The organism is Shewanella sp. Arc9-LZ (assembly GCF_010092445.1).
GTDB lineage: Bacteria > Pseudomonadota > Gammaproteobacteria > Enterobacterales > Shewanellaceae > Shewanella.
The window spans coordinates 37,000-62,986 of the sequence record NZ_CP048031.1; the positions used below are offsets into that span (position 1 = coordinate 37,000).

At 43.0% G+C, this 25,987-nt stretch carries 16 protein-coding genes and 3 rRNA genes; 12 read left to right on the forward strand and 7 right to left on the reverse strand.

All coding sequences use genetic code 11. From position 1 onward, the window contains the following. Window position 1: 1 nt before the first annotated feature. The 3 genes from GUY17_RS00165 to GUY17_RS00175 are packed head-to-tail and all read left to right on the forward strand — an operon-like array spanning window position 2 to window position 2,408. Entirely contained in the window at window positions 2-1,261 is a 1,260-nt protein-coding gene (locus GUY17_RS00165; RefSeq protein WP_162021970.1) for an amidohydrolase family protein, read from the forward strand. A 56-nt stretch (window positions 1,262-1,317) separates the two neighbouring features. Continuing rightward, a complete protein-coding gene (aroE, locus tag GUY17_RS00170; RefSeq protein WP_162021971.1) occupies window positions 1,318-2,151 on the forward strand; it encodes a shikimate dehydrogenase in 834 nt (277 codons plus the stop codon). Beyond that, on the forward strand, window positions 2,151-2,408 hold the full coding sequence (locus GUY17_RS00175; RefSeq protein ID WP_162021972.1) for a DUF1488 domain-containing protein: 258 nt from the start codon (window positions 2,151-2,153) through the stop codon (window positions 2,406-2,408). The genes aroE and GUY17_RS00175 overlap by 1 nt, the downstream gene beginning before the upstream one ends. On the opposite strand, the gene GUY17_RS00180 is transcribed toward GUY17_RS00175, so the two are convergent. After that, window positions 2,405-3,625, reverse strand: coding sequence for a sensor domain-containing diguanylate cyclase (locus GUY17_RS00180; RefSeq protein WP_162021973.1), 1,221 nt, complete (start codon window positions 3,623-3,625; stop codon window positions 2,405-2,407). The two genes, GUY17_RS00175 and GUY17_RS00180, sit on opposite strands and share 4 nt — an antisense overlap. A 272-nt stretch (window positions 3,626-3,897) precedes the next feature. Continuing rightward, window positions 3,898-4,443: a gamma carbonic anhydrase family protein gene (locus GUY17_RS00185; RefSeq protein WP_162021974.1), complete on the reverse strand. Its 546-nt coding sequence runs from the start codon at window positions 4,441-4,443 to the stop codon at window positions 3,898-3,900. Between the two features lie 586 nt (window positions 4,444-5,029). Between GUY17_RS00185 and GUY17_RS00190 the strand changes: the two genes are divergently transcribed. The 4 genes from GUY17_RS00190 to GUY17_RS00205 all read left to right on the forward strand — a co-directional run bounded on the left by GUY17_RS00190 (window position 5,030) and on the right by GUY17_RS00205 (window position 13,542). After that, window positions 5,030-6,572, forward strand: a 16S ribosomal RNA gene (locus GUY17_RS00190). Window positions 6,573-6,948: 376 nt separating this feature from the next. Then, window positions 6,949-9,853 (forward strand): 23S ribosomal RNA (locus tag GUY17_RS00195). A gap of 202 nt (window positions 9,854-10,055) precedes the next feature. Beyond that, window positions 10,056-10,171, forward strand: a 5S ribosomal RNA gene (rrf, locus tag GUY17_RS00200). Together the 16S, 23S and 5S rRNA genes form the textbook arrangement of a ribosomal RNA operon. An 887-nt stretch (window positions 10,172-11,058) precedes the next feature. Beyond that, window positions 11,059-13,542 (forward strand): bifunctional diguanylate cyclase/phosphodiesterase, encoded by a 2,484-nt coding sequence (locus tag GUY17_RS00205; RefSeq protein ID WP_162021975.1) that lies wholly within the window; start codon window positions 11,059-11,061, stop codon window positions 13,540-13,542. Here GUY17_RS00205 and GUY17_RS00210 read toward each other — a convergent pair. Together GUY17_RS00210 and GUY17_RS00215 are read right to left on the reverse strand one after the other, a co-directional pair. Beyond that, complete coding sequence (locus tag GUY17_RS00210; protein WP_162021976.1) at window positions 13,508-14,482, reverse strand: alpha/beta fold hydrolase; 975 nt, start codon at window positions 14,480-14,482, stop codon at window positions 13,508-13,510. The genes GUY17_RS00205 and GUY17_RS00210 overlap by 35 nt on opposite strands. Before the next feature lie 65 nt (window positions 14,483-14,547). Then, window positions 14,548-16,353, reverse strand: coding sequence for a DUF885 family protein (locus GUY17_RS00215; protein ID WP_162021977.1), 1,806 nt, complete (start codon window positions 16,351-16,353; stop codon window positions 14,548-14,550). 216 nt (window positions 16,354-16,569) lie between these two features. Between GUY17_RS00215 and add the strand changes: the two genes are divergently transcribed. Continuing rightward, window positions 16,570-17,568 carry an adenosine deaminase gene (gene add / locus GUY17_RS00220; RefSeq protein WP_101087463.1) on the forward strand — a complete coding sequence of 333 codons (999 nt, stop codon included), beginning with the start codon at window positions 16,570-16,572 and terminating at the stop codon, window positions 17,566-17,568. Window positions 17,569-17,639: 71 nt separating this feature from the next. Here the strand turns inward: add and hemN are convergent, their stop codons facing one another. From hemN to GUY17_RS00235, 3 genes are all read right to left on the reverse strand, one after another. After that, window positions 17,640-19,016 (reverse strand): oxygen-independent coproporphyrinogen III oxidase, encoded by a 1,377-nt coding sequence (gene hemN / locus GUY17_RS00225; protein WP_162021978.1) that lies wholly within the window; start codon window positions 19,014-19,016, stop codon window positions 17,640-17,642. A 196-nt stretch (window positions 19,017-19,212) separates the two neighbouring features. After that, window positions 19,213-19,962: an NRDE family protein gene (locus GUY17_RS00230; protein WP_059745304.1), complete on the reverse strand. Its 750-nt coding sequence runs from the start codon at window positions 19,960-19,962 to the stop codon at window positions 19,213-19,215. 55 nt (window positions 19,963-20,017) lie between these two features. Continuing rightward, the gene (locus GUY17_RS00235; protein WP_254439843.1) at window positions 20,018-21,604 is read right to left on the reverse strand and encodes a metal transporter; all 1,587 of its coding nucleotides are present in this window, start codon (window positions 21,602-21,604) and stop codon (window positions 20,018-20,020) included. 317 nt (window positions 21,605-21,921) lie between these two features. Between GUY17_RS00235 and GUY17_RS00240 the strand changes: the two genes are divergently transcribed. The 4 genes from GUY17_RS00240 (at window position 21,922) to GUY17_RS21125 (ending at window position 25,920) form a co-directional block, all read left to right on the forward strand. Next, window positions 21,922-22,518, forward strand: a complete 597-nt coding sequence (locus tag GUY17_RS00240) for a YhgN family NAAT transporter (protein ID WP_041412685.1) — start codon at window positions 21,922-21,924, stop codon at window positions 22,516-22,518. A gap of 207 nt (window positions 22,519-22,725) precedes the next feature. Further along, a complete protein-coding gene (locus GUY17_RS00245; RefSeq protein WP_162021980.1) occupies window positions 22,726-23,043 on the forward strand; it encodes a hypothetical protein in 318 nt (105 codons plus the stop codon). Next, a complete protein-coding gene (locus tag GUY17_RS00250) occupies window positions 23,043-25,841 on the forward strand; it encodes an immune inhibitor A domain-containing protein (protein WP_254439844.1) in 2,799 nt (932 codons plus the stop codon). Before GUY17_RS00245 ends, GUY17_RS00250 begins: the two co-directional genes overlap by 1 nt. Continuing rightward, complete coding sequence (locus GUY17_RS21125; protein WP_254439845.1) at window positions 25,810-25,920, forward strand: GlyGly-CTERM sorting domain-containing protein; 111 nt, start codon at window positions 25,810-25,812, stop codon at window positions 25,918-25,920. The genes GUY17_RS00250 and GUY17_RS21125 overlap by 32 nt, the downstream gene beginning before the upstream one ends. Window positions 25,921-25,987: the final 67 nt, after the last annotated feature.

Sequence of the window (25,987 nt, forward strand, 5' to 3'; positions counted from 1 at the left end):
AATGACATTATTTAATAAATCAGTACTTGCCTTGAGTTTATCTATAAGCTTTGCGTTAAGTTGCGGTGTAGTTCAAGCTGAAAGCGTAGCAATTATCCATGCCACAGTGCATACCGCCACAGAACAAGGCGTATTAACCGATGCTACTGTTGTGATTGAAGATGGCACTATTGTGGCCATAAATCCGGCGTCACCGACTGCTGATACCGTGATAGATGCTAAAGGGGCAATATTAACTCCAGGCTTTATCGCGAGTATGAATGATTTGGGCTTAGTGGAAATTGGTGCGGTAGCATCTTCACGTGATGCTTACGAAAAAGAAGCGGATGTCATTTTTGATCCTAGTTTAGCTTACAACCCCAAGGCGTCTACGGTGCCATTTGCTCGCAAAGGCGGAATAACTCGTAATGTAGTGTCATCAGGTGGTGGTGAAGGCATTTTTGCAGGACAAATATTTACCGTAGACTTAAGTGGTGATTGGGACAGTATACTGGCCGCTAACACCGGATTAGTGGTTGCATTAGGTGCCAAAGAAGAAGGCTCTCGTGCAGCAGGAATGCAGCAATTGATCCATAAACTTGAAGATGCTAAAAAAGCGCAAGCCAAAAAGAGTAAAACGAAAAAAACAGCTGAAGATGATAGCGAAGTGCCAAGTCGTGAAGATGAGATTATTCACGCGGTACTCGCGGGTGAAAAACCATTAATTATCGACGTCGACCGTGCCAGCGATATTTTGCATTTAATTAAACTTAAACAAGACTTAGGCATAGATCTTATCCTAGTCAATGCTGCTGATGCTGTATTAGTGGCTGATAAGCTCGCGCAAGCAAACATCCCTGTGGTTATTGATAGCATGCGTAACTTACCAGAAAGTTTTGATGCATTGCATAATTCACTCGAAAATGCAGGTAAACTAGCAAACGCGGGTGTCAAAGTAGCCATTGCATTACCCGGTGATAGTCATGGTATTTACGCACTACGCTTTAGTGCTGGTAATGCGGTTGCTAACGGGATGAATTATGATGATGCTCTGGCTTCTGTGACGGCAAATGTGGCTGATATTTTTCATTTAGACTCTGGGCGGATTGCGGTCGGCAAGCCTGCCGATTTAGTATTATGGAGCGGCGATCCTTTCGAGTTCAGTAGTAAAGTGCAAAAGATGTGGATTGCAGGAGAGGAGCAAAGCACAGACAGTCGTCAAGACAAGCTCCGTGATCGCTATTTACAAAAAACGGCAATGCCTGAAGCCTATAGCCGATAGCATCTCACGATTTACGTGGGGCGTTTCCCTAAATCGTTAATGAAGAGACAAAGCGAATGACAGATAAGTATGCTGTATTTGGTAACCCAATAGCCCAAAGTAAGTCACCATTTATACATACTGAGTTTGCCAAGCAAACTCAGCAAGACTTAAGCTATGAAGCTATTCTCGCGCCGGTCGATCAATTTGACTCTTCGTTAACGGCATTCTTTGCCGATGGTGGTAAAGGCGCTAATGTTACTGCACCTTTTAAAGAGCAAGCATTTGCCATGTGTGACGAGCTCAGTGAGATGGCTAAACTCGCAGGTTCAGTAAACACCCTGTTTAATTTGTCAGATGGTAAAATTGGCGGTGACAACACCGATGGTGTTGGTTTGGTGAATGACCTGGAAATGCTGTTCGGTTCGCTGAAAGGTAAGCGAGTGTTATTGGTGGGAGCTGGTGGCGCGGCAAGAGGCTGCATTTTACCGATATTACAACACAATGTGGCTCAGTTGATTATCTGTAATCGGACCCACGAAAAAGCAGAGCAACTTCAAGCTTTATTCAATGAGTATGGTAACTTTTTTGCTAAACCCATTGAAGAGCTAATATCGCCATTTGATTTAGTGATTAACTCAACTTCAGCAGGTCTATCTGGACAATTAATTTCCTTGCCTAACGTTATAGTTGATGAAACAACAGATTGTTACGACATGACCTACAGCCAACAAACCACAGTCTTTAACCAATGGGCTCAAGAACAACACGCTCGTAAAACTGCTGATGGGCTAGGTATGTTGGTTGGTCAAGCGGCAAAAAGCTTTAGTTTGTGGCGTGGGGTTACTCCTGATACTGGTTCGGTTATGCTAAAACTGCGTGAATCATTAGCACAAAAGGCAGCTGACTAATGAATCAAAGCGTGATATTTACCGATCAAGTCTACCTCGAAACCAATCAAGTGAAGTTTGTTGCTCAGCAGCAAGGGGTTAATATCAACTGTTATGCCAGTTTTTCGGCCATCAGTGAGCTTTGCGACAAGCAAATTGTGAGTGGAAGTAATGCCGTGTGTTTATTTGAGCAATGTCGTTTTGACCTTGAAGACCAAGCAGAAGCATTGATTGAACAAGAAGCTTTTAGTGACAGTGGTAATATTATTCTAGCTTAAGGCTGATTCAGTTGTTTCTTCAGTCGCTTTTGGCTATACATATTATTATCTGCCTGTTTAAACGCGTTAGACCAATCTTGATTATACTGGGCAAGTCCATAGCTAAAATGAATCGCGGGGTTTAACAGCGTTAGGTCATGCTGCAGTTGTGTTATTTGCTGCTCTAAGACATCGATGGGGCCACGGCATAGTGCAATAAATTCATCACCGCCATATCGAGCGACTAAAAAATGTGGATGCCACATTGATTTTAGTGATTGCGCAAAAGCCTTTAATGCATCGTCCCCGGCTTGATGTCCGTACTGATCATTTAACGGCTTTAAGTTATCCATATCCAAAATAATGATATAGCTTGCTAACTCTGGGTGGTGTTGCCATTGTAGAATTGTTGCATCAAATTTTTTGCGATTATACAGTCCTGTTAATCCATCATAATCAGCCAGGAGCTCAATTTTTTTAGACTTTTGGTACAGTGAAATTGCGTTCGCGGCTTCTGATGTAAGAATATTCACCAGATTTATATCGTAATCACCAAAGGCTTCCATCTTGCTACTGTCTAAATTCATCATTCCGTAAAGCTCTCCGTCAATACGGATGGGGCTAGACAAGGTGGAACAAATTGGTTGTATCGAAGCATGTAATAGTGCGTGTTGGTCTTCATTTGTGAGAGTGCTTTTAGCATTGATGTTCTTCATGTTGTTAATCACAACCGCCTTATCACAACGACCATTCGTCCGTCGGAACTGAAAGGTTTCTTCTAAGGTAAAGTTTATTTTTCGAAGAGCATCTATATCCAACCCCACAACCGACTCAAATTGTAATCTAGTGGTATTCTTATCAACCAGAATGATACTGCCCATTTCGGCATCATCGATAGCACTTACTGCTTTTTGCAATAGAGCGTCTAAAAAGGTTTTTTCAGAATCGTATTGACTGGATAAATTCACTAATTCATAAGTCGTATCGTTAATGTGGACAACTTGCTCTAAATGTTGCCAAAGGCGTAACATATTTTGTCTATGGACAAAATATGTTATGGCATAACAGGTAGTGTAACCACAACCAATAAGAGATAGGAATTGATAAGCACTACCTGTATCAAATGCTGTAAATGAAATAATACTGATAAGTAATAAAGGGATGAGCAAGAGTAGTAAGTGCTGCTTAATATCAAGATAGCCGATATATTTGGTGGAAACGCGTTTTTGGGTTTTCACTTAACCATCCTTGTTAAATATTCGGCGATACTGGTTAGCATTCAAAACTGTATGTAGTCACTCTATCTAGCAATAAAGCTCAATATAGTGACTCTTAGATTTTTAGTTGCAACAATCAAACACGCAGTACTTCATAACTTAATGAGTTACTATCATATAAGACCACATTAGTTTATCAACAGATAGTATAAAAAAATGTGTGGAGTAAGGCATTTTAGTGGGGACATGCAATGGACCAAGAAAAATCGATCCATTACATTAAACGAACAGGCTTATTGTTGTAGGTCTACTAAGTATTCATTTTTTAAACGAACATAGTTATCAGCAGACTGTGGCAAAAATGCACGTTCGGCTTCAGTTAATGGCCTCACTTGTTTGCATGGGCTGCCAACATATAAATAACCACTCTGCAAAACCTTATTGGGAGGAACTAATGAACCCGCTCCCACAATCACATCATCTTCTACTATTGCACCATCAAGTAAAATTGCCCCCATACCGATAAGTACACGATGACCAATCTTGCAGCCATGTAACATTGCTTTGTGACCAATAGTGACATCATCACCAATAATCAATGGATGCCCATCAGGATTTGCCGCAGACTTACGGCTTACATGTAATATGCTGCCGTCCTGCACATTACTGCGTTTACCTATGCGTATCTTATTTACGTCACCGCGCGCAGCAACTAATGGCCAAACACTCGCGTCATGGTCTAATTTAATGTCACCAACCAGCACTGCAGACTCGTCAACATAGACGTTATCAGCTAAATCAGGGTGTATTCCTTGGTAAGTTCTTATATTAGTCGACATAACAATCCTTATATATTCATGGTTTGTGACAGTATAATGCTTAAAAACTAGCTGGTCAGGCTAAATTATCCGCAAACAAGCCGAAAATAACAAATAACCTTGAAAAAGGCCTTGCGCAAAAACGTGTGGTGCCTATAATGCGCATCCACTGACACGGCAGACAGCGCAAGCGGTTACTGAGTCAGGTTGAATTAAGTGCTTCAAAACACTGAGTTCAAGGTGAAAAGAAAGTTTGAAAAAACACTTGACGCCAACCCGGGAAAGCGTAGAATACGCACCCCAAGCCAACGACCTAGCGTCAACGGCCGCTGAATGAAAAATCGAAAGATGTTCATGTTAGCAACGTTCTTTAACAATCTAAACAAGAAATCTGTGTGGACATTCACAGGTATTGAGTTATTCGAAATTGTCTTCTGTTCTTCGGAATGTTGGCAATCAAAAAATTACAACTCAATGCAACGATGAGTGTTCATAGTAATATGTACAAACATTTAATTGATTCTTCCGAGTCTTTTAAATGAAATCAGAATTCATTGAGCCGAAAGCGTCGTTCTTATTTATAAGAGTGGGGTTTTCAAAAGAACTTTAATTGAAGAGTTTGATCATGGCTCAGATTGAACGCTGGCGGCAGGCCTAACACATGCAAGTCGAGCGGTAACACAAGGGAGCTTGCTCCTGAGGTGACGAGCGGCGGACGGGTGAGTAATGCCTAGGGATCTGCCCAGTCGAGGGGGATAACAGTTGGAAACGACTGCTAATACCGCATACGCCCTACGGGGGAAAGGAGGGGACCTTCGGGCCTTCCGCGATTGGATGAACCTAGGTGGGATTAGCTAGTTGGTGAGGTAATGGCTCACCAAGGCGACGATCCCTAGCTGTTCTGAGAGGATGATCAGCCACACTGGGACTGAGACACGGCCCAGACTCCTACGGGAGGCAGCAGTGGGGAATATTGCACAATGGGGGAAACCCTGATGCAGCCATGCCGCGTGTGTGAAGAAGGCCTTCGGGTTGTAAAGCACTTTCAGTAGGGAGGAAAGGTAATAGTTTAATAAACTATTACTGTGACGTTACCTACAGAAGAAGGACCGGCTAACTCCGTGCCAGCAGCCGCGGTAATACGGAGGGTCCGAGCGTTAATCGGAATTACTGGGCGTAAAGCGTGCGCAGGCGGTTTGTTAAGCCAGATGTGAAATCCCCGGGCTCAACCTGGGAATTGCATTTGGAACTGGCGAACTAGAGTCTTGTAGAGGGGGGTAGAATTCCAGGTGTAGCGGTGAAATGCGTAGATATCTGGAGGAATACCGGTGGCGAAGGCGGCCCCCTGGACAAAGACTGACGCTCATGCACGAAAGCGTGGGGAGCAAACAGGATTAGATACCCTGGTAGTCCACGCCGTAAACGATGTCTACTCGGAGTTTGGTGACTTAGTCACTGGGCTCCCAAGCTAACGCATTAAGTAGACCGCCTGGGGAGTACGGCCGCAAGGTTAAAACTCAAATGAATTGACGGGGGCCCGCACAAGCGGTGGAGCATGTGGTTTAATTCGATGCAACGCGAAGAACCTTACCTACTCTTGACATCCACAGAAGAGACCAGAGATGGACTTGTGCCTTCGGGAACTGTGAGACAGGTGCTGCATGGCTGTCGTCAGCTCGTGTTGTGAAATGTTGGGTTAAGTCCCGCAACGAGCGCAACCCCTATCCTTATTTGCCAGCACGTAATGGTGGGAACTCTAGGGAGACTGCCGGTGATAAACCGGAGGAAGGTGGGGACGACGTCAAGTCATCATGGCCCTTACGAGTAGGGCTACACACGTGCTACAATGGCGTATACAGAGGGTTGCAAAGCCGCGAGGTGGAGCTAATCTCACAAAGTACGTCGTAGTCCGGATCGGAGTCTGCAACTCGACTCCGTGAAGTCGGAATCGCTAGTAATCGTGGATCAGAATGCCACGGTGAATACGTTCCCGGGCCTTGTACACACCGCCCGTCACACCATGGGAGTGGGCTGCAAAAGAAGTGGGTAGTTTAACCTTCGGGAGAACGCTCACCACTTTGTGGTTCATGACTGGGGTGAAGTCGTAACAAGGTAGCCCTAGGGGAACCTGGGGCTGGATCACCTCCTTACCTATACGACTAACTCAATACCTAAAGTGCAGAGATGCATGTGAGTGTTCACACAGATTACTTGTTAACTTCTTCGGAAGTAGAGTGAAACACACCGCTTGCCGGTTAAGTGTTGTTCTTTAACAATTTGGAAAGCTGATAGTACTAACTAAAGGCGCATAGATGATGATTCGTTGTTATTGGTGTGATGATGTTAGTGCGAAAAACGTTAATGCGAAAGCATTAACACTTGAGTTCTCAAAACACTGTTTAAGTGTCTTGAATATTCTAAAAACTAAGGCGAGTCCACTTCCTGGTCGGAGGTGAGACAAGTAAAAACCAGCTGGTCATGATATGACCCAGATGTTCACGTAAGTGAAACTCATTTGGGTTGTATGGTTAAGTGACCAAGCGTATACGGTGGATGCCTTGGCAGTCAGAGGCGATGAAGGACGTAATAACTTGCGAAAAGCGTTGGCGAGCTAGTAATAAGCATTTGAGCTAACGATATCCGAATGGGGAAACCCAGCAGCATAAGCTGTTATCACTACATGAATACATAGTGTAGTGAGGCAAACCCGGGGAACTGAAACATCTAAGTACCCGGAGGAAAAGAAATCAACCGAGATTCCCCTAGTAGCGGCGAGCGAACGGGGATTAGCCCTTAAGTCTATGGGGTGTTAGTGGAATGTGTTGGAAAGCACAGCGGCACAGGGTGATAGCCCCGTACATGAAAACTAACCATAGATGAAAACGAGTAAGGCGGGACACGTGACATCCTGTTTGAATATGGGGGGACCATCCTCCAAGGCTAAATACTCCTGACTGACCGATAGTGAACCAGTACCGTGAGGGAAAGGCGAAAAGAACCCCTGTGAGGGGAGTGAAATAGAACCTGAAACCGTATACGTACAAGCAGTGGGAGCGGTTCTTGAGACCGTGACTGCGTACCTTTTGTATAATGGGTCAGCGACTTACATTTTGTAGCGAGGTTAAGCGAATAGCGGAGCCGTAGGGAAACCGAGTGTTAACTGCGCGTTTAGTTGCAAGGTGTAGACCCGAAACCGAGTGATCTAGCCATGGGCAGGTTGAAGGTTGAGTAACATCAACTGGAGGACCGAACCGACTTATGTTGAAAAATGAGCGGATGACTTGTGGCTGGGGGTGAAAGGCCAATCAAACTCGGAGATATCTGGTTCTCCTCGAAAGCTATTTAGGTAGCGCCTCGAGCGAATACCATTGGGGGTAGAGCACTGTTAAGGCTAGGGGGTCATCCCGACTTACCAACCCTTTGCAAACTCCGAATACCAATGAGTACTACTCGGGAGACAGACAGCGGGTGCTAACGTCCGTTGTCAAAAGGGAAACAACCCAGACCGTCAGCTAAGGTCCCAAAGTGTATGTTAAGTGGGAAACGATGTGGGAAGGCTTAGACAGCTAGGATGTTGGCTTAGAAGCAGCCATCATTTAAAGAAAGCGTAATAGCTCACTAGTCGAGTCGGCCTGCGCGGAAGATTTAACGGGGCTAAACATACCACCGAAGCTACGGGTGCATTTCATTAGAGATGCGCGGTAGAGGAGCGTTCTGTAAGCGGTTGAAGGTGAAGGGGTAACCCACACTGGACGTATCAGAAGTGCGAATGCTGACATGAGTAACGATAAAGGGAGTGAAAAACTCCCTCGCCGGAAGACCAAGGGTTCCTGTCCAACGTTAATCGGGGCAGGGTGAGTCGACCCCTAAGGTGAGGCCGAAAGGCGTAATCGATGGGAAACAGATTAATATTTCTGTACTTCCGCTAACTGCGATGGAGAGACGGAGAAGGCTAGGCTAGCGCGGCGTTGGTAGTCCGCGTTTAAGGTGGTAGGTTGATTTCTTAGGCAAATCCGGGAAATCGTACTTTAATGTACAGGCTGAGAGCTGATGACGAGTCACTAAGGTGATGAAGTAGTTGATGCCATGCTTCCAGGAAAATCTTCTAAGCTTCAGGTTAGCGGGAATCGTACCCCAAACCGACACAGGTGGTCGGGTAGAGAATACCAAGGCGCTTGAGAGAACTCGGCTGAAGGAACTAGGCAAAATGGTACCGTAACTTCGGGAGAAGGTACGCTCTTGTTGGTGATGAGACTTGCTCTCTAAGCTGACGGGAGTCGCAGATACCAGGTGGCTGCAACTGTTTATCAAAAACACAGCACTGTGCAAAATCGCAAGATGACGTATACGGTGTGACGCCTGCCCGGTGCCGGAAGGTTAATTGATTGGGTTATCTTCGGAGAAGCTCATGATCGAAGCCCCGGTAAACGGCGGCCGTAACTATAACGGTCCTAAGGTAGCGAAATTCCTTGTCGGGTAAGTTCCGACCTGCACGAATGGCGTAATGATGGCCACGCTGTCTCCAGCCGAGACTCAGTGAAGTTGAAATTGCGGTGAAGATGCCGTATACCCGCGGCTAGACGGAAAGACCCCGTGAACCTTTACTATAGCTTGGCACTGAACATTGAACCTACATGTGTAGGATAGGTGGGAGACTTTGAAGCTTGGACGCTAGTCTGAGTGGAGTCAATCTTGAAATACCACCCTTGTAGTTTTGATGTTCTAACTCTGGCCCCTTATCGGGGTTGAGGACAGTGCCTGGTGGGTAGTTTGACTGGGGCGGTCTCCTCCCAAAGAGTAACGGAGGAGCACGAAGGTTGGCTAAGTACGGTCGGACATCGTACGGTTAGTGCAATGGCATAAGCCAGCTTAACTGCGAGACATACACGTCGAGCAGGTACGAAAGTAGGTCATAGTGATCCGGTGGTTCTGAATGGAAGGGCCATCGCTCAACGGATAAAAGGTACTCCGGGGATAACAGGCTGATACCGCCCAAGAGTTCATATCGACGGCGGTGTTTGGCACCTCGATGTCGGCTCATCACATCCTGGGGCTGAAGTCGGTCCCAAGGGTATGGCTGTTCGCCATTTAAAGTGGTACGCGAGCTGGGTTCAGAACGTCGTGAGACAGTTCGGTCCCTATCTGCCGTGGGCGTTGGATGATTGAAGGGAGCTGCTCCTAGTACGAGAGGACCGGAGTGGACGAACCGCTGGTGTTCGGGTTGTCATGCCAATGGCATTGCCCGGTAGCTACGTTCGGAATCGATAACCGCTGAAAGCATCTAAGCGGGAAGCGAGCCCTAAGATGAGTCATCCCTAGAGCTTTAAGCTCTCTAAAGGGCCGTAGGAGACTACTACGTTGATAGGCAAGGTGTGTAAGCGTTGTGAGGCGTTGAGCTAACTTGTACTAATGACCCGTGAGGCTTAACCATACAACCCAGATGGGTTTTACTGATACGACTTAGTATTAGAATGAGGCGCTTAAACAGTGGTCATAAAATGCTCAATGCGTTTATGACATCAAGTACATTCGTGTACTTGTTGAACTCAAGACTCTTGATAGAGTAAAAGCAATCAGCTTTCCGAATTATTATTTAATGCATCAAGAATAGTGCGTTAGATAAACAAAATTTGTCTGGAAACCATAGAGCTGTGGCACCACCTGATCCCATTCCGAACTCAGAAGTGAAACACAGTATCGCCGATGGTAGTTTGGGGTCTCCCCATGCGAGAGTAGGTCATTTCCAGGCGCCTAATTGACTCGAAAGAGTAGTGATAAGCCCGTTACTAACGTAACGGGCTTTTTTACGTCTGCAATTTATAGTGTAGAGTTTGTTATTGGCCAAAACATGACAGCAGTTTGTCGAATATGCCCATGCGTCCCCTTCGGGGATAAAAGAGTAGGTCATTTCCAGGCGCTTAATTGACTTTAGAGAGTCGCGAAACAGCCCGCGATCATATAGCGGGTTTTTTTAGTTCAAAATTTGAGAGTACGGTGGTTGATAGCATCCATCATAGTGCAGACGATATACCCATGCGTCCCCTTCGGGGATAATCAAGAGTAGGTCATTTCCAGGCGCCTAATTGACTTGAAAGAGTCGTGACCTGGCGTGATAATCAGGTATTTTTACTTCTGCCATTTACTGACATGCAGGTCTATAACAATATTTACTTCAGTAAACAAGATGCAAATTTTTTTCACCAGAGTCATTACTGCTAATTCATGGTGACAATGTAAAATATTGTGGAAGATATCATCATTTTTTACATGATATGTAGTAGGTATAAGGCTTTATTGTTTTTTTGCGAGCAATTATTAATCTTGAAACCAAATTTCGGTATCTGAAAATTGATATAATCTATTGTTAACATAAGTTGATTTCGTCTGCTGTATATTCCTACCACTTTAACCTTATTGATAATATGCTAGTGGTTTGAGCTGTGTGCCATACTTCATCTGTGTAAATAAAATAACACTTATCCGTTAAACAAGTTAAAGTGTGTAGATCTATTTAAAGTGTTTAATAAATAAAAAGTTTTTATGTCGTATATGCTATTAGGATTCATAACTATTTCTTTACTTATTGATAAGATTACCGCTAGCATATCTTCATATATTTAATTGGGTGGGTCTATTTTGCCTCGGTTGCCAAAACTTTCTCTGTCTCTACTTGTTCCTGCATGTATCTTTATCCTTTACCTTGGCTTGGTATGTGGGGAGTATTTCTATGAGCATGCAGAGCTAAATGATCAGCTTGCATTAAGACAGTCAGAGCAAATACAGAAAGATTTATTTCGAATGCGGCATGTCGTTGAATCATCGCTGTTGACGCATGATTTAGAACGAATAGAGCAGGAGGTTGCTTTAGTTTCAACAGATCAAAACATGATGGTGTATGTGATACTTGATTCGAGTAGTGAAATTCAATTCGCTAATCATATTATTTGGCGAGAAAGTAATGCCACTAACGTGCTAGAAGGTTATTCTGTTGATTTACATAGAATTGTTATCACCAATAATAAACCTTATTTAAAGGTGAATTTGGACCGTTTATCGATTCAGGCTTACTATCCTCTTAATGCTAATTCTCGTTATAGTTATTCAAATTCTGTAGAGCTTATTTATCTAGAATATGACATTGCCAATATTTTATCAGAAGCGGTTGATAGTCTGTTAAAGCGCTTTATAGAGATATGGGGGATTGGTGCTCTATTGTTGTCTTTATTCTGTGTCATGTTGCATTATTTACTGATTAGACCGTTAACTCAATTAAGCCAAGCCGCTAAAAACCTCGACTCTCCTGATTTCAATACTGATATCGTGTGCACATCGACCGAACTAGTTAACTTACGCGATTATTTGAATCAGGTTAATGGCCGGTTATCTCGCAGTAAAAAACGCCTCAATGATGCAGAGCAACGTTGGCTTTTTGTGGTTGAGGGTGCTCGTAATGGTATTTGGGATTGGTGTATTGCTACTGGCGATGTGTTTGTTTCTGATCGTTGGAAAGATATCCTAGGTTATCAACCTTATGAGCTCGATAATGATTATTCTGTTTGGGAGTCGCGTTTACATCGTGATGATAAGGCGCAGGTATTAAATACCTTACAGAATTACATCAGTAATCAACATGAATATTATGAAAGTGTGCATCGTTTACGTCATAAAGATGGCCGATATATTTGGATTCTAGATCGTGGCAAAATAGTTGAGTGGGATGAATTAGGACGGCCATTACGAATTATCGGCACAATAACAGATGTTTCTGGTGATGTAAAAAGCCAACATATTACAACCGATAAACAGGGTCATAGTGGTCTTACGGATTTAATTAATCGTGATGTATTAGCCGATCAGCTCTATGATTTACAGGTTCTTAGCCGCAAGACTGGTCAGTTTTCTGCACTGCTTATGATTAATTTAGATAATTTTAAATTAATTAATGATGCTTTGGGTCATCAACTTGGTGATAGATTATTAATGCAGATAGCAGCACGCTTATCTGGCACATTTTCTAGTGCTGGTTTGGTTGCTCGACTTGGCGCGGACGAGTTCGTTATTCTAGCCAAAAATTTTGGTAATGAAATTGATCAAGCAAGTAAACGTGCATTAGCATTGGCAAGTGAAGTGAGGCAGTTAATTGGCCGCGGTTACACCATTTCAGATCAAAACTTATCAATTTCAGCTCGGATCGGATTAGTTGTTTTTGATGGTATTGAGTCATTAGAACCTCAAATATTATTGGCCCGTGCAGATAGCGCTCTGGAGCAAGCAAAAGATAGTCGCTCTAATGGTTGCGCTATTTATCAACCGGAATTAGACCAGAATCAAGTGCAACCATTCAAATTACAAAACGAGTTGAAACTGGCTATCCAGAACAAGCAGATGTCATTGGTTTATCAACCCGTTGTTGATCAGGCCGGGCAGCTCAATAGCATTGAAGTACTAATGCGTTGGTATCACCCACAGTACGGATATATTAGCCCTCGTAAGTTTATTGCGTCAGCTGAACTGTCTGATTGTATCTTTGAATTAGAGCTGTGGGCATTAGATCAAGTCTGTGAACTTATTCAAACACTGCAACAGGCAAATGCGACAGTTCCTTTAATGTCATTAAATGTATCTTCACGTCACTTTCATCAAGATCATTTTGTAAACGTAGTGATGAACCGAATCAATGCAGCACATGTCTCTCCTGCATTGTTTCAGTTCGAATTATCTGAAGATGTATTCGTGGTGAACGCAAATGTTGCCAGAAACAAAATAGCTGAGTTACAACGATTTGGTGTCAACATTGCGATGGATAATTTTGGTGGAGGTTCTTGCGCGGTCCATTTATTACAAGGTATTCGTTTTTCACAAGTGAAGTTAGCAGCTGTTTATATTGAGGACATAGAATATAACCCTGAAACCTTTAACATAGTGAATGCCATTGTTGAGTTTGCCACTAAGTTAAACTTCCCTGTAGTGGCTAAACAAGTCGAGAATAAGCAGCAACTCAATTTACTGACCCATGCAAAATGTACTTGGTTTCAAGGCTATATTATCAGCCGCCCATTAGCACATGACGACATTATTCAATTAATTAAGACACAGTTATCTTTGAGTGTTGTGCAATAAAGTCAATGGTATGAGATAGGGCGATATTACGCATGTTATCTTTTTCGATGAACACTTCGTGATATGCGCCTTCAATAATGACTTTATGGCAATGAGTACTTAGTGCTACGTTTTGCGCCTCATTGCAGACAATAGTGTCTCTTTCAGCTTGCAAAATTAGTATCGGAGTTTGGCTGTGCTTAGCGTAGTCAATGCATTTCTCCGCTGCATCCATTGCCTCTAGTAACCAATGGTTAGTCGGTGAGCCTAACTGTGCTTTAGTGGTTTCTTCAAAGATGTTGCGATAGTGCTTATAGCGTTGTTGGCTATGAGTGAGTCGGTTGCGTTTAAAGCTGTCTGGTTTGTAATGAGTTCCCCCTATTACAAATGTACTGTGTACTTTATTTGCTTCCAGACGATTAGTATCAAGCTTTTGTGCTAGCCACCGAATGATGGGTTTTGTAAACGGTAATCGAATACCAAACATTGGAGCAGAGAAGACTGCTGCCGTAAACGTATTTGGGTGTTGATTAATGTAATCGCTGGCAATGGTGCATCCCATTGAGTGAGCGATGATAAATAGCTCATCATGCTGTTGTTGGCGTACGACCTGCTCAATAAATTGAGTTAAATCCTCAGTGTAATCGGTAAAGTTGGCAACATAACCCTGATGTGGATTGTGTGTCAGCCGGTCTGATAACCCTTGTCCTCGATGATCTAAAGCGTAAACGCTAAATCCTTGTTGGTATAAATCAAACATCAATTCTTGATATTTTATATAGGATTCAACTCTGCCATTGCTTATCACGATTGCGCGCTGATTGTTTGGATGTTGGATCATCGCATAGGCAATATTTATACCGTCATCAGTACTGAAACTCGATTGGTGTACTTGTTGCCAAAAGTGTCGTTGCTCACTGGTATCGAGCTTTAGTTCTGATGAAAATTTCATGTAATGCATAGTTATTAAGCCAGCTCATTTATATCTAAAGTATTGTGTGTTCGATGTATTTATCTGTCTGATTATCAGGTACTTGCTTGTTTTATTATCGCCTTTTGGCTAGCAATAAACTCATCAACCATTTGTTCTAATACCGACATTGGGATAGAACCATTTTTTAAAATGGCATCATGAAACTTTCGGATATCAAAGTTTTTTCCTAATGCCTTTTCAGCCTTAGCCCGTAACCGTTTTATGGTTAATTCACCAATTTTGTATGACAACGCTTGGCCAGGCCAGGAAATATAGCGATCTATTTCAGTGGTAACGTTGTGCATTGAAAGTGCAGTATTACCGGCCATAAAATCTATCGCTTGTTGGCGGCTCCAACCTTTAGCATGCATGCCGGTGTCGACGACTAAACGCGCCGCACGCCACATCTCATAGGTTAGCCGGCCAAAGTTACTGTATGGGTCTTGATAAAACCCAGCTTCTAAGCCTAAATATTCTGAATATAAGCCCCAACCTTCACCAAATGCAGAGATATAACTGTAACGTCTAAAATTAGGTAAGTCAGTGAGTTCTTTATTGAGTGATATTTGTAAATGGTGCCCAGGTACTGCTTCGTGTAGGGTTAAGGCTTCAAGCTCGTATAGCGGTCGCTTATCTAAGGCGTAGGTGTTAACCCAATAATAGCCTGGCTCGTCGTCACGGTTTGAACCCGAGTAGCGCCCTGTGGTGTATTTAGGCGCAATTTCAGCAGGTACCGGTGCAATACCATAAGGTGTGCGCGGTAATTTGCCGAAATACTTAGGCAACATGGCATCTGCTTTTTTGGCAATAAATGCTGCTTCTTTAAGTAACTCATCAGCGGTTTTAGGATAAAACTGTGGATCCGTGCGTAAAAACATTAAAAAGTCCGCAAAACTGCCTTTAAAGCCAACACCTTTAATTACCTGCTCCATTTCTGATCTTATACGAGCAACTTCTTGTAATCCAAGTTGATGGACTTGTTCAGCTGTCATTGGCAGCGTGGTGTAATACTCAACTCTGTTTTGATAAAACGCAGCGCCATCTGGTAAAGCCGAAGCCGCGATGTCTATTCGTGCGTTGGGAATATACTCCTCAGTCATGAAATTATAAAACTGTTGGTACAGAGGAAGCACGATTTGTTCTACGGTTGTTTTGCCTTGTTGGGTCAGCGTATTTTTTTCTGTTGCGCTAAAATGGTCAGGATAGTGGGTAAACGGAGTAAAGTAGCCGCTGCTCTCAACCGGAACAATAAATGCGCTAATACTGTCTTCAAATCCATTCAGGGTGATTTTTGCTGGGGTAATACCGCTGGCTAAGCCTTGTTTGAGCCAATATGTTTGTTGGGCGAAATAACGTGGTAATTGTTCAAGTTTAGCTAAATAGTGCTGATAATCTTCAATACTATTGAAGCGAGCTTTAGCAATAGACGCAATATAAGCATGAAAACCACTTTCAGCTGTTATCGGTAAATAGTGGTCATGAAACCGATACATGTCGACTTCGTTTTGTAGCTGGTCTTGTAAAATCTTAGCATTGATGACATCTGATTTGGATAAGTTTTTCCGGTCAAGCTGCTTAAGTGTATGGAGAATTTTGAGCGTCTGTTGGTTCTTTTCTGCTAATGTTTCTGCAGATAAATCGTCAAGCTTTGCAGCTACTGATGCATCTCCTAAACTGGCGGCTAACTCCGGTGAGTAAGCTAAATTAACCGCCCAACTCTGGTCTATAATCGCTTGTAAATCTCTATCTATCTGCGTTTGTTGGCCAGTGATTGGGGTATCAACCTGAGTCGTGGTTGAATGGCTACTACAACCCAATAAACTTAACATTATCAGTGCAGGTAGGATCAGCAAGCGCATCTATAGTCCTTTATGGTTTAATCTGTTTGTTAGCATTAGAGTATGCCCGATTTAAGTATAAAAAACACATTCCAAATTAGCGTTTGCTTTTTAGTGTGGTAGATTCCAGAAAAAAACATTGGCCATCAGAATTTGTATAAATACATGTTAAACTGAATACGATTCTCTGACCGACAAAATTAAACTAATGGCAGGGTAAGTTTATAGGGGTTAATTATGATAGATAAAACCATTCCGTTGGTTGATTTGCATCGACATTTAGACGGTAATGTTAATGTAAAAACTATTTGGGAATTAGGCCACCAACACGGTATTCAGTTACCCGCTAATTCGCTAGAAGAGCTTGCGCCATTTGTGCAAATCCAAGGGAAAGAGAACAACCTAGTCGATTTTTTGAAGAAACTAGATTGGATGGTCGCGGTATTAGCTGATCTAGATGCTGTAAAGCGTGTTGCTTATGAAAATGTTATTGATGCAGCATCGCAAGGGTTAGATTACGCTGAATTGCGCTTTAGCCCTTATTACATGGCGATGAATCATAATCTGCCCATTGAAGGTGTCGTTGAAGCCGTTATCGATGGTGTACGTGCAGGTGTAAAAGAGCAGGATATTAGCGTTAACCTCATTGGTATTATGTCGCGTTCTTTTGGACAAGAAAAATGCCGCTTAGAACTTGAAGGCATACTTGCTCATCGTGACAGCATTGTGGCGATGGACTTAGCCGGCGATGAACTTGGTTTCCCAGGCGATTTGTTTACTGAGCACTTTAAGCGTGTTCGAGATGCAGGGCTACAAGTTACCGCTCATGCTGGTGAAGCCGCGGGTGCTGAAAGTATGTGGCAAGCCATTAACGTACTGGGTGCAACCCGAATTGGGCATGGCGTGAATGCGATTCATGATCCGAAGTTGATGGAGTATTTGGCCAAGCATCGTATTGGAATTGAATCATGTCCAACTAGCAACTTACATACGTCTACCGTTCAAGATTACGATGTTCATCCACTGCGTAAATTTATGGATGCTGGTGTATTAATTGGTCTTAATACCGATGACCCAGGAGTGAGTGCTATTGATATCGCTCATGAATATCGTGTGGTTAAATCTGAAATGGGTTTCAGTGATAGTCAACTGGCGACATTGCAACGTAATGGGGTTGAAATGGCCTTTATGTCTGACAGTGACCGCAAAGCGTTATACGCTAAAAAAGCGAAGTAAATGGCGAATGTGAGAAAAAATAGCCAGCAAATGCTGGCTATTTTTGTATTCTACTTTGCATAAACAGTGAGTTAAATAACCCTTGAAAACTGTTGCTGACGAGCTTTTTGACGATAATATACATCAAAGCACATACAGATATTTCGAATAAGTAGACGACCGGTCGTGCTAACGGTAAGTTTGCGGTCTGTGATATCAACCAATTTATCATTAATGAATGTTTGCAACAGTTTTAGATCTTCAGCAAAATATTCATCAAAGTTAATAGCAAACTTTTGTTCAATTTTATCCATGTCTAAATCAAAATGACAGATAATCTGTTTAATGACCGCGCGACGAATTTCATCATCGTGATTTAAGCTACAGCCTTTCCATAATGCATGACCATTAGCATCAATAGATTCGTAGTATGGACGAATATCTTTTTGATTTTGGGCATAGCAGTCGCCAATTTGGCTGATAGATGATACCCCTAACCCAAGCAAGTCACATTCTTCTTGGGTGGTGTACCCTTGGAAATTACGATGTAATTTGCCGGCATTTTGTAACTTTGCCAACTCATCATTGGGTTTGGCAAAATGGTCCATACCAATAAATTGATAACCCGCATCTGTTAACGATTCTATCGTTTGGCGAAGCATATCTAATTTCTGTTGTGGAGCAGGCATATCATGTTCTTTAATTTTACGTTGTGCAGCAAAACGCGATGGTAAATGTGCATAGTTAAAGACCGATAGACGATCAGGCGATAGCTCAATAATGCGTGCAATGGTTTTTGCAAAGGTTTCTGGCGTTTGCAGCGGTAAACCGTAAATTAAATCAACGTTAGTGGACACGAAACCGAGTTCTTTAGCTCTGGCAATTAAGTCGAAAATAAATTGTTCATCTTGCTCACGGTTAACGGCAATTTGTACTTCTTTATTAAAGTCTTGCACACCAATAGACACCCGGTTAAACCCAGCTTCTTTTAAGGTGTCTAACATGCTGAGTTCTATCTCTCGCGGGTCAACTTCAATTGAGTATTCACCCACGTCAGCAAAATTAAAGTGTTGTTTAATTAGTGCGGTCAGTTTAAGAATTTGTTCAGGGCTTAAAAATGTCGGTGTTCCGCCACCCCAATGCATTTGGGTTACAGTGTAGTTTTTGAATAATGGAGCGCGCTTAATAATTTCAGTGGCCAGATATTCAATGTATTGATCTGCTTTATGAGCATGGCGAGTAATAATTTTATTACAACCACAGTAGTAGCAAAGCTTGGCGCAAAAAGGAATATGCACATATAGCGACAGTTTGTCTGACTTACTGTTTTTAATAGATGTCAGTAGATTTTGCTCAGTAAAGGCATCGTCAAACTCTAGTGCGGTCGGGTAAGAAGTATAACGGGGACCGCTGTAATTGTACTTTTCGATCATCGACTGATCCCAACTAATCTGAGTGGGCTGCTTCAAGGCGTGTCCTCCGGGAGTAAATTAGCAACAGGCGAAGTATGCAATGTTCGTGATCAAATAACCTTGATCTAGGTTGTAAAAATGAATGTTGCCTATGGTGATTAGTGAGGTTTAGCGATAGCTGATATGAAATAATGACTAGACTGTGCAGCAGGTCACAGTTTGTGTTTGGCGATTATTTAGATAAGGCTGGCTTCTAGCCAAGGTTAAAACGTTGAGAGCCTAAATTGCGTGCCTTACCATCGTATCTTACTTCAGTAAGTTGTACTTTACCGCTGCGGTGTTTCAACACAATACTCGTTGAACGAGTGCCGTATTCTTCATGTTCGATAAAAATAGATGATAGACGTCGCTCCCACTCAAGACTGATGCCTGTTTGGGGTAAATCTTGATCTTTGGGTTGAGAAGTATCGCGCATGATATTGAGTAATTGGTCTATGCAAGGTGATTGCATTTGTTTGATATAGCTTTGTAGCTGTTGCTGACCTTTAGCCATTTTAGGCCATATATCATCCAGCGCACCGTTACTCACAGCATGAAAACCAGGCTTAAGCAAAGTAGTCGTTAAGGTTTTACTGTTAAAGCAATGGAGTTGATTGTGCTGTTCGAAGACTAAATTAAACGGATTGTAGTTAATCGAGTGTTCAGTTAACCATTGGCTATTGATGTGTTGTTTGGTTAGCGCGTCAACGACTAACTCTCCACGACTGCGTACGCCATCTTGCTGTTCGATTGCTCGAATATTGGTTAGCCCAGCAAATTGACCCTGTTCATTAATTCCTAACCAAGTACCGCCGGCTTGTTTATCTTGCCCAGCGATAATGATTGGTGTTGTTGCCCAGCGATAGGCGGGTTCGGTTGCTCTGTGATGAAATTCATCGCGGTTAGCACAGACAATTAAGGGATAATCCGGATGCGCCTCAACGGCAATAAATAAAATACACATGGCAGCCCCTTAAAAGTATCGACACCGCCATCATAACCTAATAAATCGATTATGATTAATGATGATGTTTATGTGTCGAAGTTGACTCGTGATGATGTGCAGCTTTGGTGTCTGAATGATGGCCATGGTCGTGGCTATGTGGTGTTGATTTTAGGTTGATCATCAAACGGCTTAAAAATTTTCGAGGTCCAAGTCGCAATAAGCTGGCGCCAAACAATAAAACGATTGCCACTAGACCAAGTATATTGGCCGCCTCAGGTAACTGTAATGTTAATGATGAGCTCAGAGTGAGTTGATCTGCCACCATTAATCCTACCAGTAAAATCCCGCCTAACATGAGTCCTTGTTTCCAATTCATTAACTTCAACTGGCCGATGCTGAGTACCGGCGCAGCGAGTAAAGTAAATGCCACTGCAATTTGGCTCCAACCACTGTAAGCCAAGGCAAGCGCCAAAATTACCGTGCCTAAATTACAAAAACGCATCGGTAAAAAGACTAATAGCAAAATAAATACCTGTAATGCGGGGTTCTCAAGCGGAACAGAGGGATGACCTATTAGGTTTGCTAATACTAAGCTAAGGATAATCCAGGGGGCACTTCGGTCGACTAATTGGCTAAAGCCAAAGTGCCAAGGTGACTCAGAAAGTGTTGGGTGCGGATCTGTTATATCAACTTTTGTCAGCGTCATTAGTGCCCCAATAGCTAATAGCCCCAATATTTGGTAAAGCGCAAACCAAGGGCCCAATAGTAATAAGGTAATTAACAATGCTTCAGGACCCGCTAGACGCTGCAACCAACGTAACCCTAGGGAAGGATGAGATGGGCGTAATCCAGCAGCAAACCTGGCGGTGGCGATAAAATAACTGCCTAATAAAATAGGAGAAATAGTCAGTAACCAACTAACGAATTGCTCTGAACCATGGTCTTTATGAGCGTGTTCATGGCCACCAGTATCCATCAGTAGCAGCAGGGCTAATAACCCTAAACCTAATAGGCTGCCAATGCCTGCTTGGTATTGATATTGACCTTGCTTGTCTTCTTGTTGATGACCATGAGGTTGATGCAATACCACGTGTAAAATGGAACCGGTAACAAAGGCTTGCAAGTAAACCGTGTTTTCAAGACTTAATTGAGTTAACAAATGTTCGCCAGCAAAGTAGCCGACGCTGGTTAATACCATCATTGCAGCTAAAACGGCGCTAGCCCATCGAGTGCCAACTTGAGGTTTGAGTAACCACCAAATAGCGACGCCAACAGGTAGGCGGTGCATGATCACGCCTAAGGCTAGAAGTGTCGAATTGCCCTCTTGTTGTGCCAATACCATCGCTCCACCGTCTGTAATGGTGTGCAGTAATAGTCCGCCAATGCCGAGTGTGAGGGTGATGTTGTGGGTGATTTCTGAATATCGATGAAACAGTTTTTCACTGGCTGTCGGGCCCCAAACGCCAAGCATGACAAACAATAGCGTGATAAACCCACCATGCTCCAACAGTTCTGGCAAAATATGAATGAGCACCAATCCGCCAAGGGAGACGAATATAAATCCATCTAGGCCTTTTTGTAATCCGCTACCTGATGAAAAGAAGCGATAAAAAAGTGGCCCAAACAGCAGTGCAATACAGCTAGCGATTAGATAGAGCATGTTATCCAGAAATAAATCGAAAAAAACAACGCAGTATACCATTTTAAACCAGTATTGTAGCGTGTGAATATCTCAAGCTGAAAAATTTACTTAGAACCTATAGAGAATGCAGATCTAGTCATTGACGTTAAAGCCAAAAACCTTTTTCGGGTCATCACTTTGGCAAGCGTATGTGGCTATTTTTGATGAGGCATTATTCACTATTTTTAACAACTAACGCCTTGTAATCATCAATAAACTGGCTGTTTTCATCGCTTATGTTACTGCGTTGGGTATACAATGTAGCCCATATTTTGTTAATTAAAAGATTGTTGTCCATGGATATTTTTTCTGCAGCCGTCATGTTGTTCTTGATTATGGATCCGCTGGGTAATTTACCTATATTCGCTTCCATACTGCGGCATATTGATCCCAAAAAACGCCGTAAAGTCTTAATCCGCGAACTGCTGTTTGCGTTGGTTATCATGTTGTCGTTTTTGTATGCTGGTGAAGCTATTCTTAACTTTCTGAACTTACGTTCTGAATCCGTAAGCATTGCGGGCGGCATTATCTTGTTCTTAATCGCGATTAAAATGATCTTCCCTTCGCCGGGGGGCGTGGCTGGATTAGCTGCTGGTGAAGAGCCTTTTATTGTTCCGATGGCTATCCCGCTAATGGCTGGTCCATCTATTCTAGCGGCCTTGATCCTATTGGCGCACACAGATAGCAGCCGCATGACCGATTGGACTATTGCGTTGGTCTCAGCATGGGGCATGAGTGCCGTTATTTTAATGTTCTATAAGTTGTTTACTCGTATCCTTGGTGAGAAAGGCTTAATCGCGGTAGAGCGACTCATGGGGATGGTATTGGTGATGATATCAGTACAAATGTTACTGGATGGAATATCAAATTATATCAACTCCACGGTGAATTAAGCTAAATTGTTATAGATAAGCATTGCGCTAAGTAACTGCAGTAAGCCGACTTAACCGAGTCGGCTTGCTGCTTTTTGACGCTGGGTCATTAGCCATTTGTATTAATTTTTAATCGAATAGATTTATTTACATTAAAGAATGTCTAATTTAATTGTAACCCTGTGGTTGCAACTGTTAATGTCATGTAATTATTGTTTGGGGTGAATTATGAAATATATTATCGTCATGTTGGGGCTTGTTTTTATGACCTTGCAAGGGTGTCAAAATCAGTCAGCAGCATCAAAGGTAGACGAACAAGCAGCCACTGTAGTGGTAACCAAACCATTAATTAAAGATTGTGGTCCAAGTGCGATGCCACCTTTACTTGATCGCACCAAATTAACTGAAAATTTGCGCAAGAAAGGGCTCATCACCGCGGACATGGATCAAGCACAAATAGATAAAATTGTTGCTGATTATATAACTAAACGCCAAAAAGCATTTGAAAAATGCCATAAACCAACACCAAATACAGGTAAGTCGTAATGAGTAAGTTGACTAAATATCAAGGGTTAGCCGTTTCATCTTTATTGCTTGCATGTAGCAGCATGGCTGTTGCTGCTCCACAAACAGGCACTCCTGCTGATGCGGGGCTAATTAATGAACAACAAGTGTTGTATTGGTTAATTAAACGTGGCGAAGTGAGTGTTGATGCCAGCGAAGCTGAAAAACAAGCTGCTGTAGATGCTTTTGTAAGCCGTGGTCGAAATGCTACTTTTAAACCTGCTGCCATTGAAGTGAAAGCGGAACAATTACGCATTAAACGCTCAGCGCAAAAAAACACTAAAAGTGTTCAATATGCCGCAGCAAATAACAAAGTTTTAGCCGATCAAGATATTACTAAAACGGTAAAGGTGTTAGCTGTGCTGGTGGACTTTCCTGATTTACCTCACGATGCTAACCAGCTTGAGGTGGGTGATACTGACATGTATTACAGCAGTTATCCTGCATCACATTATCAGCAACTGCTATTTTCAAAAACCGGTTTTACAGGCCCAAGTAATCAAACGCTGCAATCGGCACATCAGTATTTTCAGGCGGTGTCCGGCAATAGTTTTTATTTTACAGGTCAAGTACAAGACTGGGTTACCGCAGACAATAATGCCGCTTATTATGGTGGCAATGACTCCGATGACAATGATAATGCGGTACCCGAGCTAGTAAAAGAAGCCGTCACCAAAGCAGTAAGCGGTATGAGTGATACTGAACTTGAAAGCTATGATATTGAAGACCCTTTCGATATCGATGGCGACGGTAATTATGATGAAGCAGACGGTATTATCGATCACGTGATGCTGTTTCATTCAAGCATCGGTGAAGAAGCTGGTGGTGGAGTATTGGGTGAGGATGCCATTTGGTCGCATCGTTTTTATGTCGATTCAAATACCAATGGTTATATTATTCCTGGTCGCTCCCTTAAGGTATTCGGTTACACCGTGCAGCCAATCGATGCAGCGGCTGGAGTATGCACCCACGAGTTTGGTCATGACTTAGGCTTACCAGATGAGTACGACACCACTAATAGTGGTGATGGTTCACCTGTAGGTGCTTGGTCGTTGATGTCTGGCGGTAGCTGGACGGGTAGCATTGCTGGTGCTCAACCAAGTGGATTTAGCCCGTATGCAAAATCTTTCTTACAGCAAAAATACAAGGGTAAGTGGGTTAATGAGCAGCATATATCTCTGGCCGATTTAACCAGTAGCGGTACCGCTGTGCAACTTAACCATGCCGTCAATACTGATGCCGTAAACCAGCTATCTATAGCACTACCCGCTGAGGCTGTTGCTTTTAAAGCACCACTAACGGGTCAATATCAGTATTATTCGGGTCAGGGTAATATGATCAATAATGCCATGTCATTTGATGTGACCTTACCATTAGATACGCCATTAGCATTATCATTTCAAGCCCATTGGGATATTGAAGACGATTATGATTATGTGCAGGTGTTGGTTGATAGCGTTGCTATAGAAGGTAACTACACAAATAGTACAAATCCAATTTACCCTACGGTAAAACACTCTATTAGCGGTAAATCGAGCGACATTAGTACCGCTTATGGAAGCGATGCCTGGGTTGATCTAATATTTGATTTGAGTGCATATGCCGGTCGTGATGTGCAAATCAGCGTGGTCTATAAAACCGATGAGGCCGTTGGTGATTATGGTATGGCGATTGATGATATTCAATTAACTAATCAAGGCACGGCATTTTATATCGATGGCGCCGAATCAAGCGGCATTGCAACGCTATCCGGTTTTAGCCGAATTGAAGACAGTCTTGCTGGTAAAGCGAGACGTTACATTGTGCAATTACGCAGCCACCAAGGTGTAGACGCTGGGCTGGTTTATGACAAGTACGAACCCGGTGTATTGTTATGGTTAGAAAACTTTAATCAAACCGATAACAATGTGTCAGAACATCCTGGAAAAGGGTTAATTGGCGTGGTCGATGCAGACCAAAATTTGATTGGCAGTCAATCTACTGATGTGCAAATTCGCGATGCAGCATTTAGCTTATTTGCTCAAAGTACATACAGTGGTGATAGCCACTTAGCCGCCGAGCCGCTATTTGACGACAATCGTGATTACAGCGCGCCGCTAAAACCACAGGCTGGGCTGATATTGCCTGAGTTAGGCCTAACCATGCAAGTCACAGAGCAAGCAACAGACAGCAGTACTGCAACCGTTGAATTTGCTTTGTCTGACAGCAGCGTGCTACCACCGGTGACACTTGTCGCCGACATTAATGCACAAGCAACCGGTGCAGATGTTAGTTTTAATGTGGTCGTGAGTGGCGGCACTGATTACACTTATACATGGTCGTTTGGCGTGAATAATGCCACCAGTACCGATACTGCCCCTAGCTATACTTATTCCACATCGGGTGATTATAACGTCAGTGTGATTGTTACCGATGGCGCGGGTAATACCGTGACAGCAACTGAAGTCGTCCGAGTGGTTATTCTGCCAATAGCTGCTTTTACTTTATTACCGACTAACTTAACTGTGGCTCTGACAAACACCTCCAGCCAAGGTTTTGGTAACTTGACTTATCAATGGAATTTTGGCGATAGCAATACTAGTACCGCTCAAAACCCAAGTCATACCTATACAGCCGCTGGCAGTTATACTATTACCTTAAAAACCACAGATTCTCAGGGTAACGAGTCGACAGCCAGTCAAACAATCACAGTATCGTCGCCAATAGTGGCAGTGACTACCCCAACCACAACCACAACAGATAGTGGCAGTGACTACCCCAACCACAACCACAACAGATAGTGGTAGTAGCGGTGGTAGTTTGGGGTGGTTAAGTGTATTAATGCTCGGTCTATTGGGCTATCAGCGCAAACGAGTTTAATCTCTCGTAGCAAACAACAGAAACGCCCATAAGGGCGTTTTTTATTTTGATTACTGAGTTAGGTTTA

Bases quoted from the DNA above. Each gene is read 5' to 3' on its own strand.
- GUY17_RS00245 (WP_162021980.1), top strand. From the start codon at position 22,726: ATGAAATATATTATCGTCATGTTGGGGCTTGTTTTTATGACCTTGCAA.
- add (WP_101087463.1), top strand. From the start codon at position 16,570: ATGATAGATAAAACCATTCCGTTGGTTGATTTGCATCGACATTTAGAC.
- GUY17_RS00175 (WP_162021972.1), top strand. From the start codon at position 2,151: ATGAATCAAAGCGTGATATTTACCGATCAAGTCTACCTCGAAACCAAT.
- GUY17_RS00210 (WP_162021976.1), bottom strand. From the start codon at position 14,482: ATGCATTACATGAAATTTTCATCAGAACTAAAGCTCGATACCAGTGAG.
- GUY17_RS00215 (WP_162021977.1), bottom strand. From the start codon at position 16,353: ATGCGCTTGCTGATCCTACCTGCACTGATAATGTTAAGTTTATTGGGT.
- GUY17_RS00185 (WP_162021974.1), bottom strand. From the start codon at position 4,443: ATGTCGACTAATATAAGAACTTACCAAGGAATACACCCTGATTTAGCT.
- GUY17_RS00230 (WP_059745304.1), bottom strand. From the start codon at position 19,962: ATGTGTATTTTATTTATTGCCGTTGAGGCGCATCCGGATTATCCCTTA.
- GUY17_RS00240 (WP_041412685.1), top strand. From the start codon at position 21,922: ATGGATATTTTTTCTGCAGCCGTCATGTTGTTCTTGATTATGGATCCG.
- GUY17_RS00165 (WP_162021970.1), top strand. From the start codon at position 2: ATGACATTATTTAATAAATCAGTACTTGCCTTGAGTTTATCTATAAGC.
- GUY17_RS00250 (WP_254439844.1), top strand. From the start codon at position 23,043: ATGAGTAAGTTGACTAAATATCAAGGGTTAGCCGTTTCATCTTTATTG.
- aroE (WP_162021971.1), top strand. From the start codon at position 1,318: ATGACAGATAAGTATGCTGTATTTGGTAACCCAATAGCCCAAAGTAAG.
- GUY17_RS00235 (WP_254439843.1), bottom strand. From the start codon at position 21,604: ATGCTCTATCTAATCGCTAGCTGTATTGCACTGCTGTTTGGGCCACTT.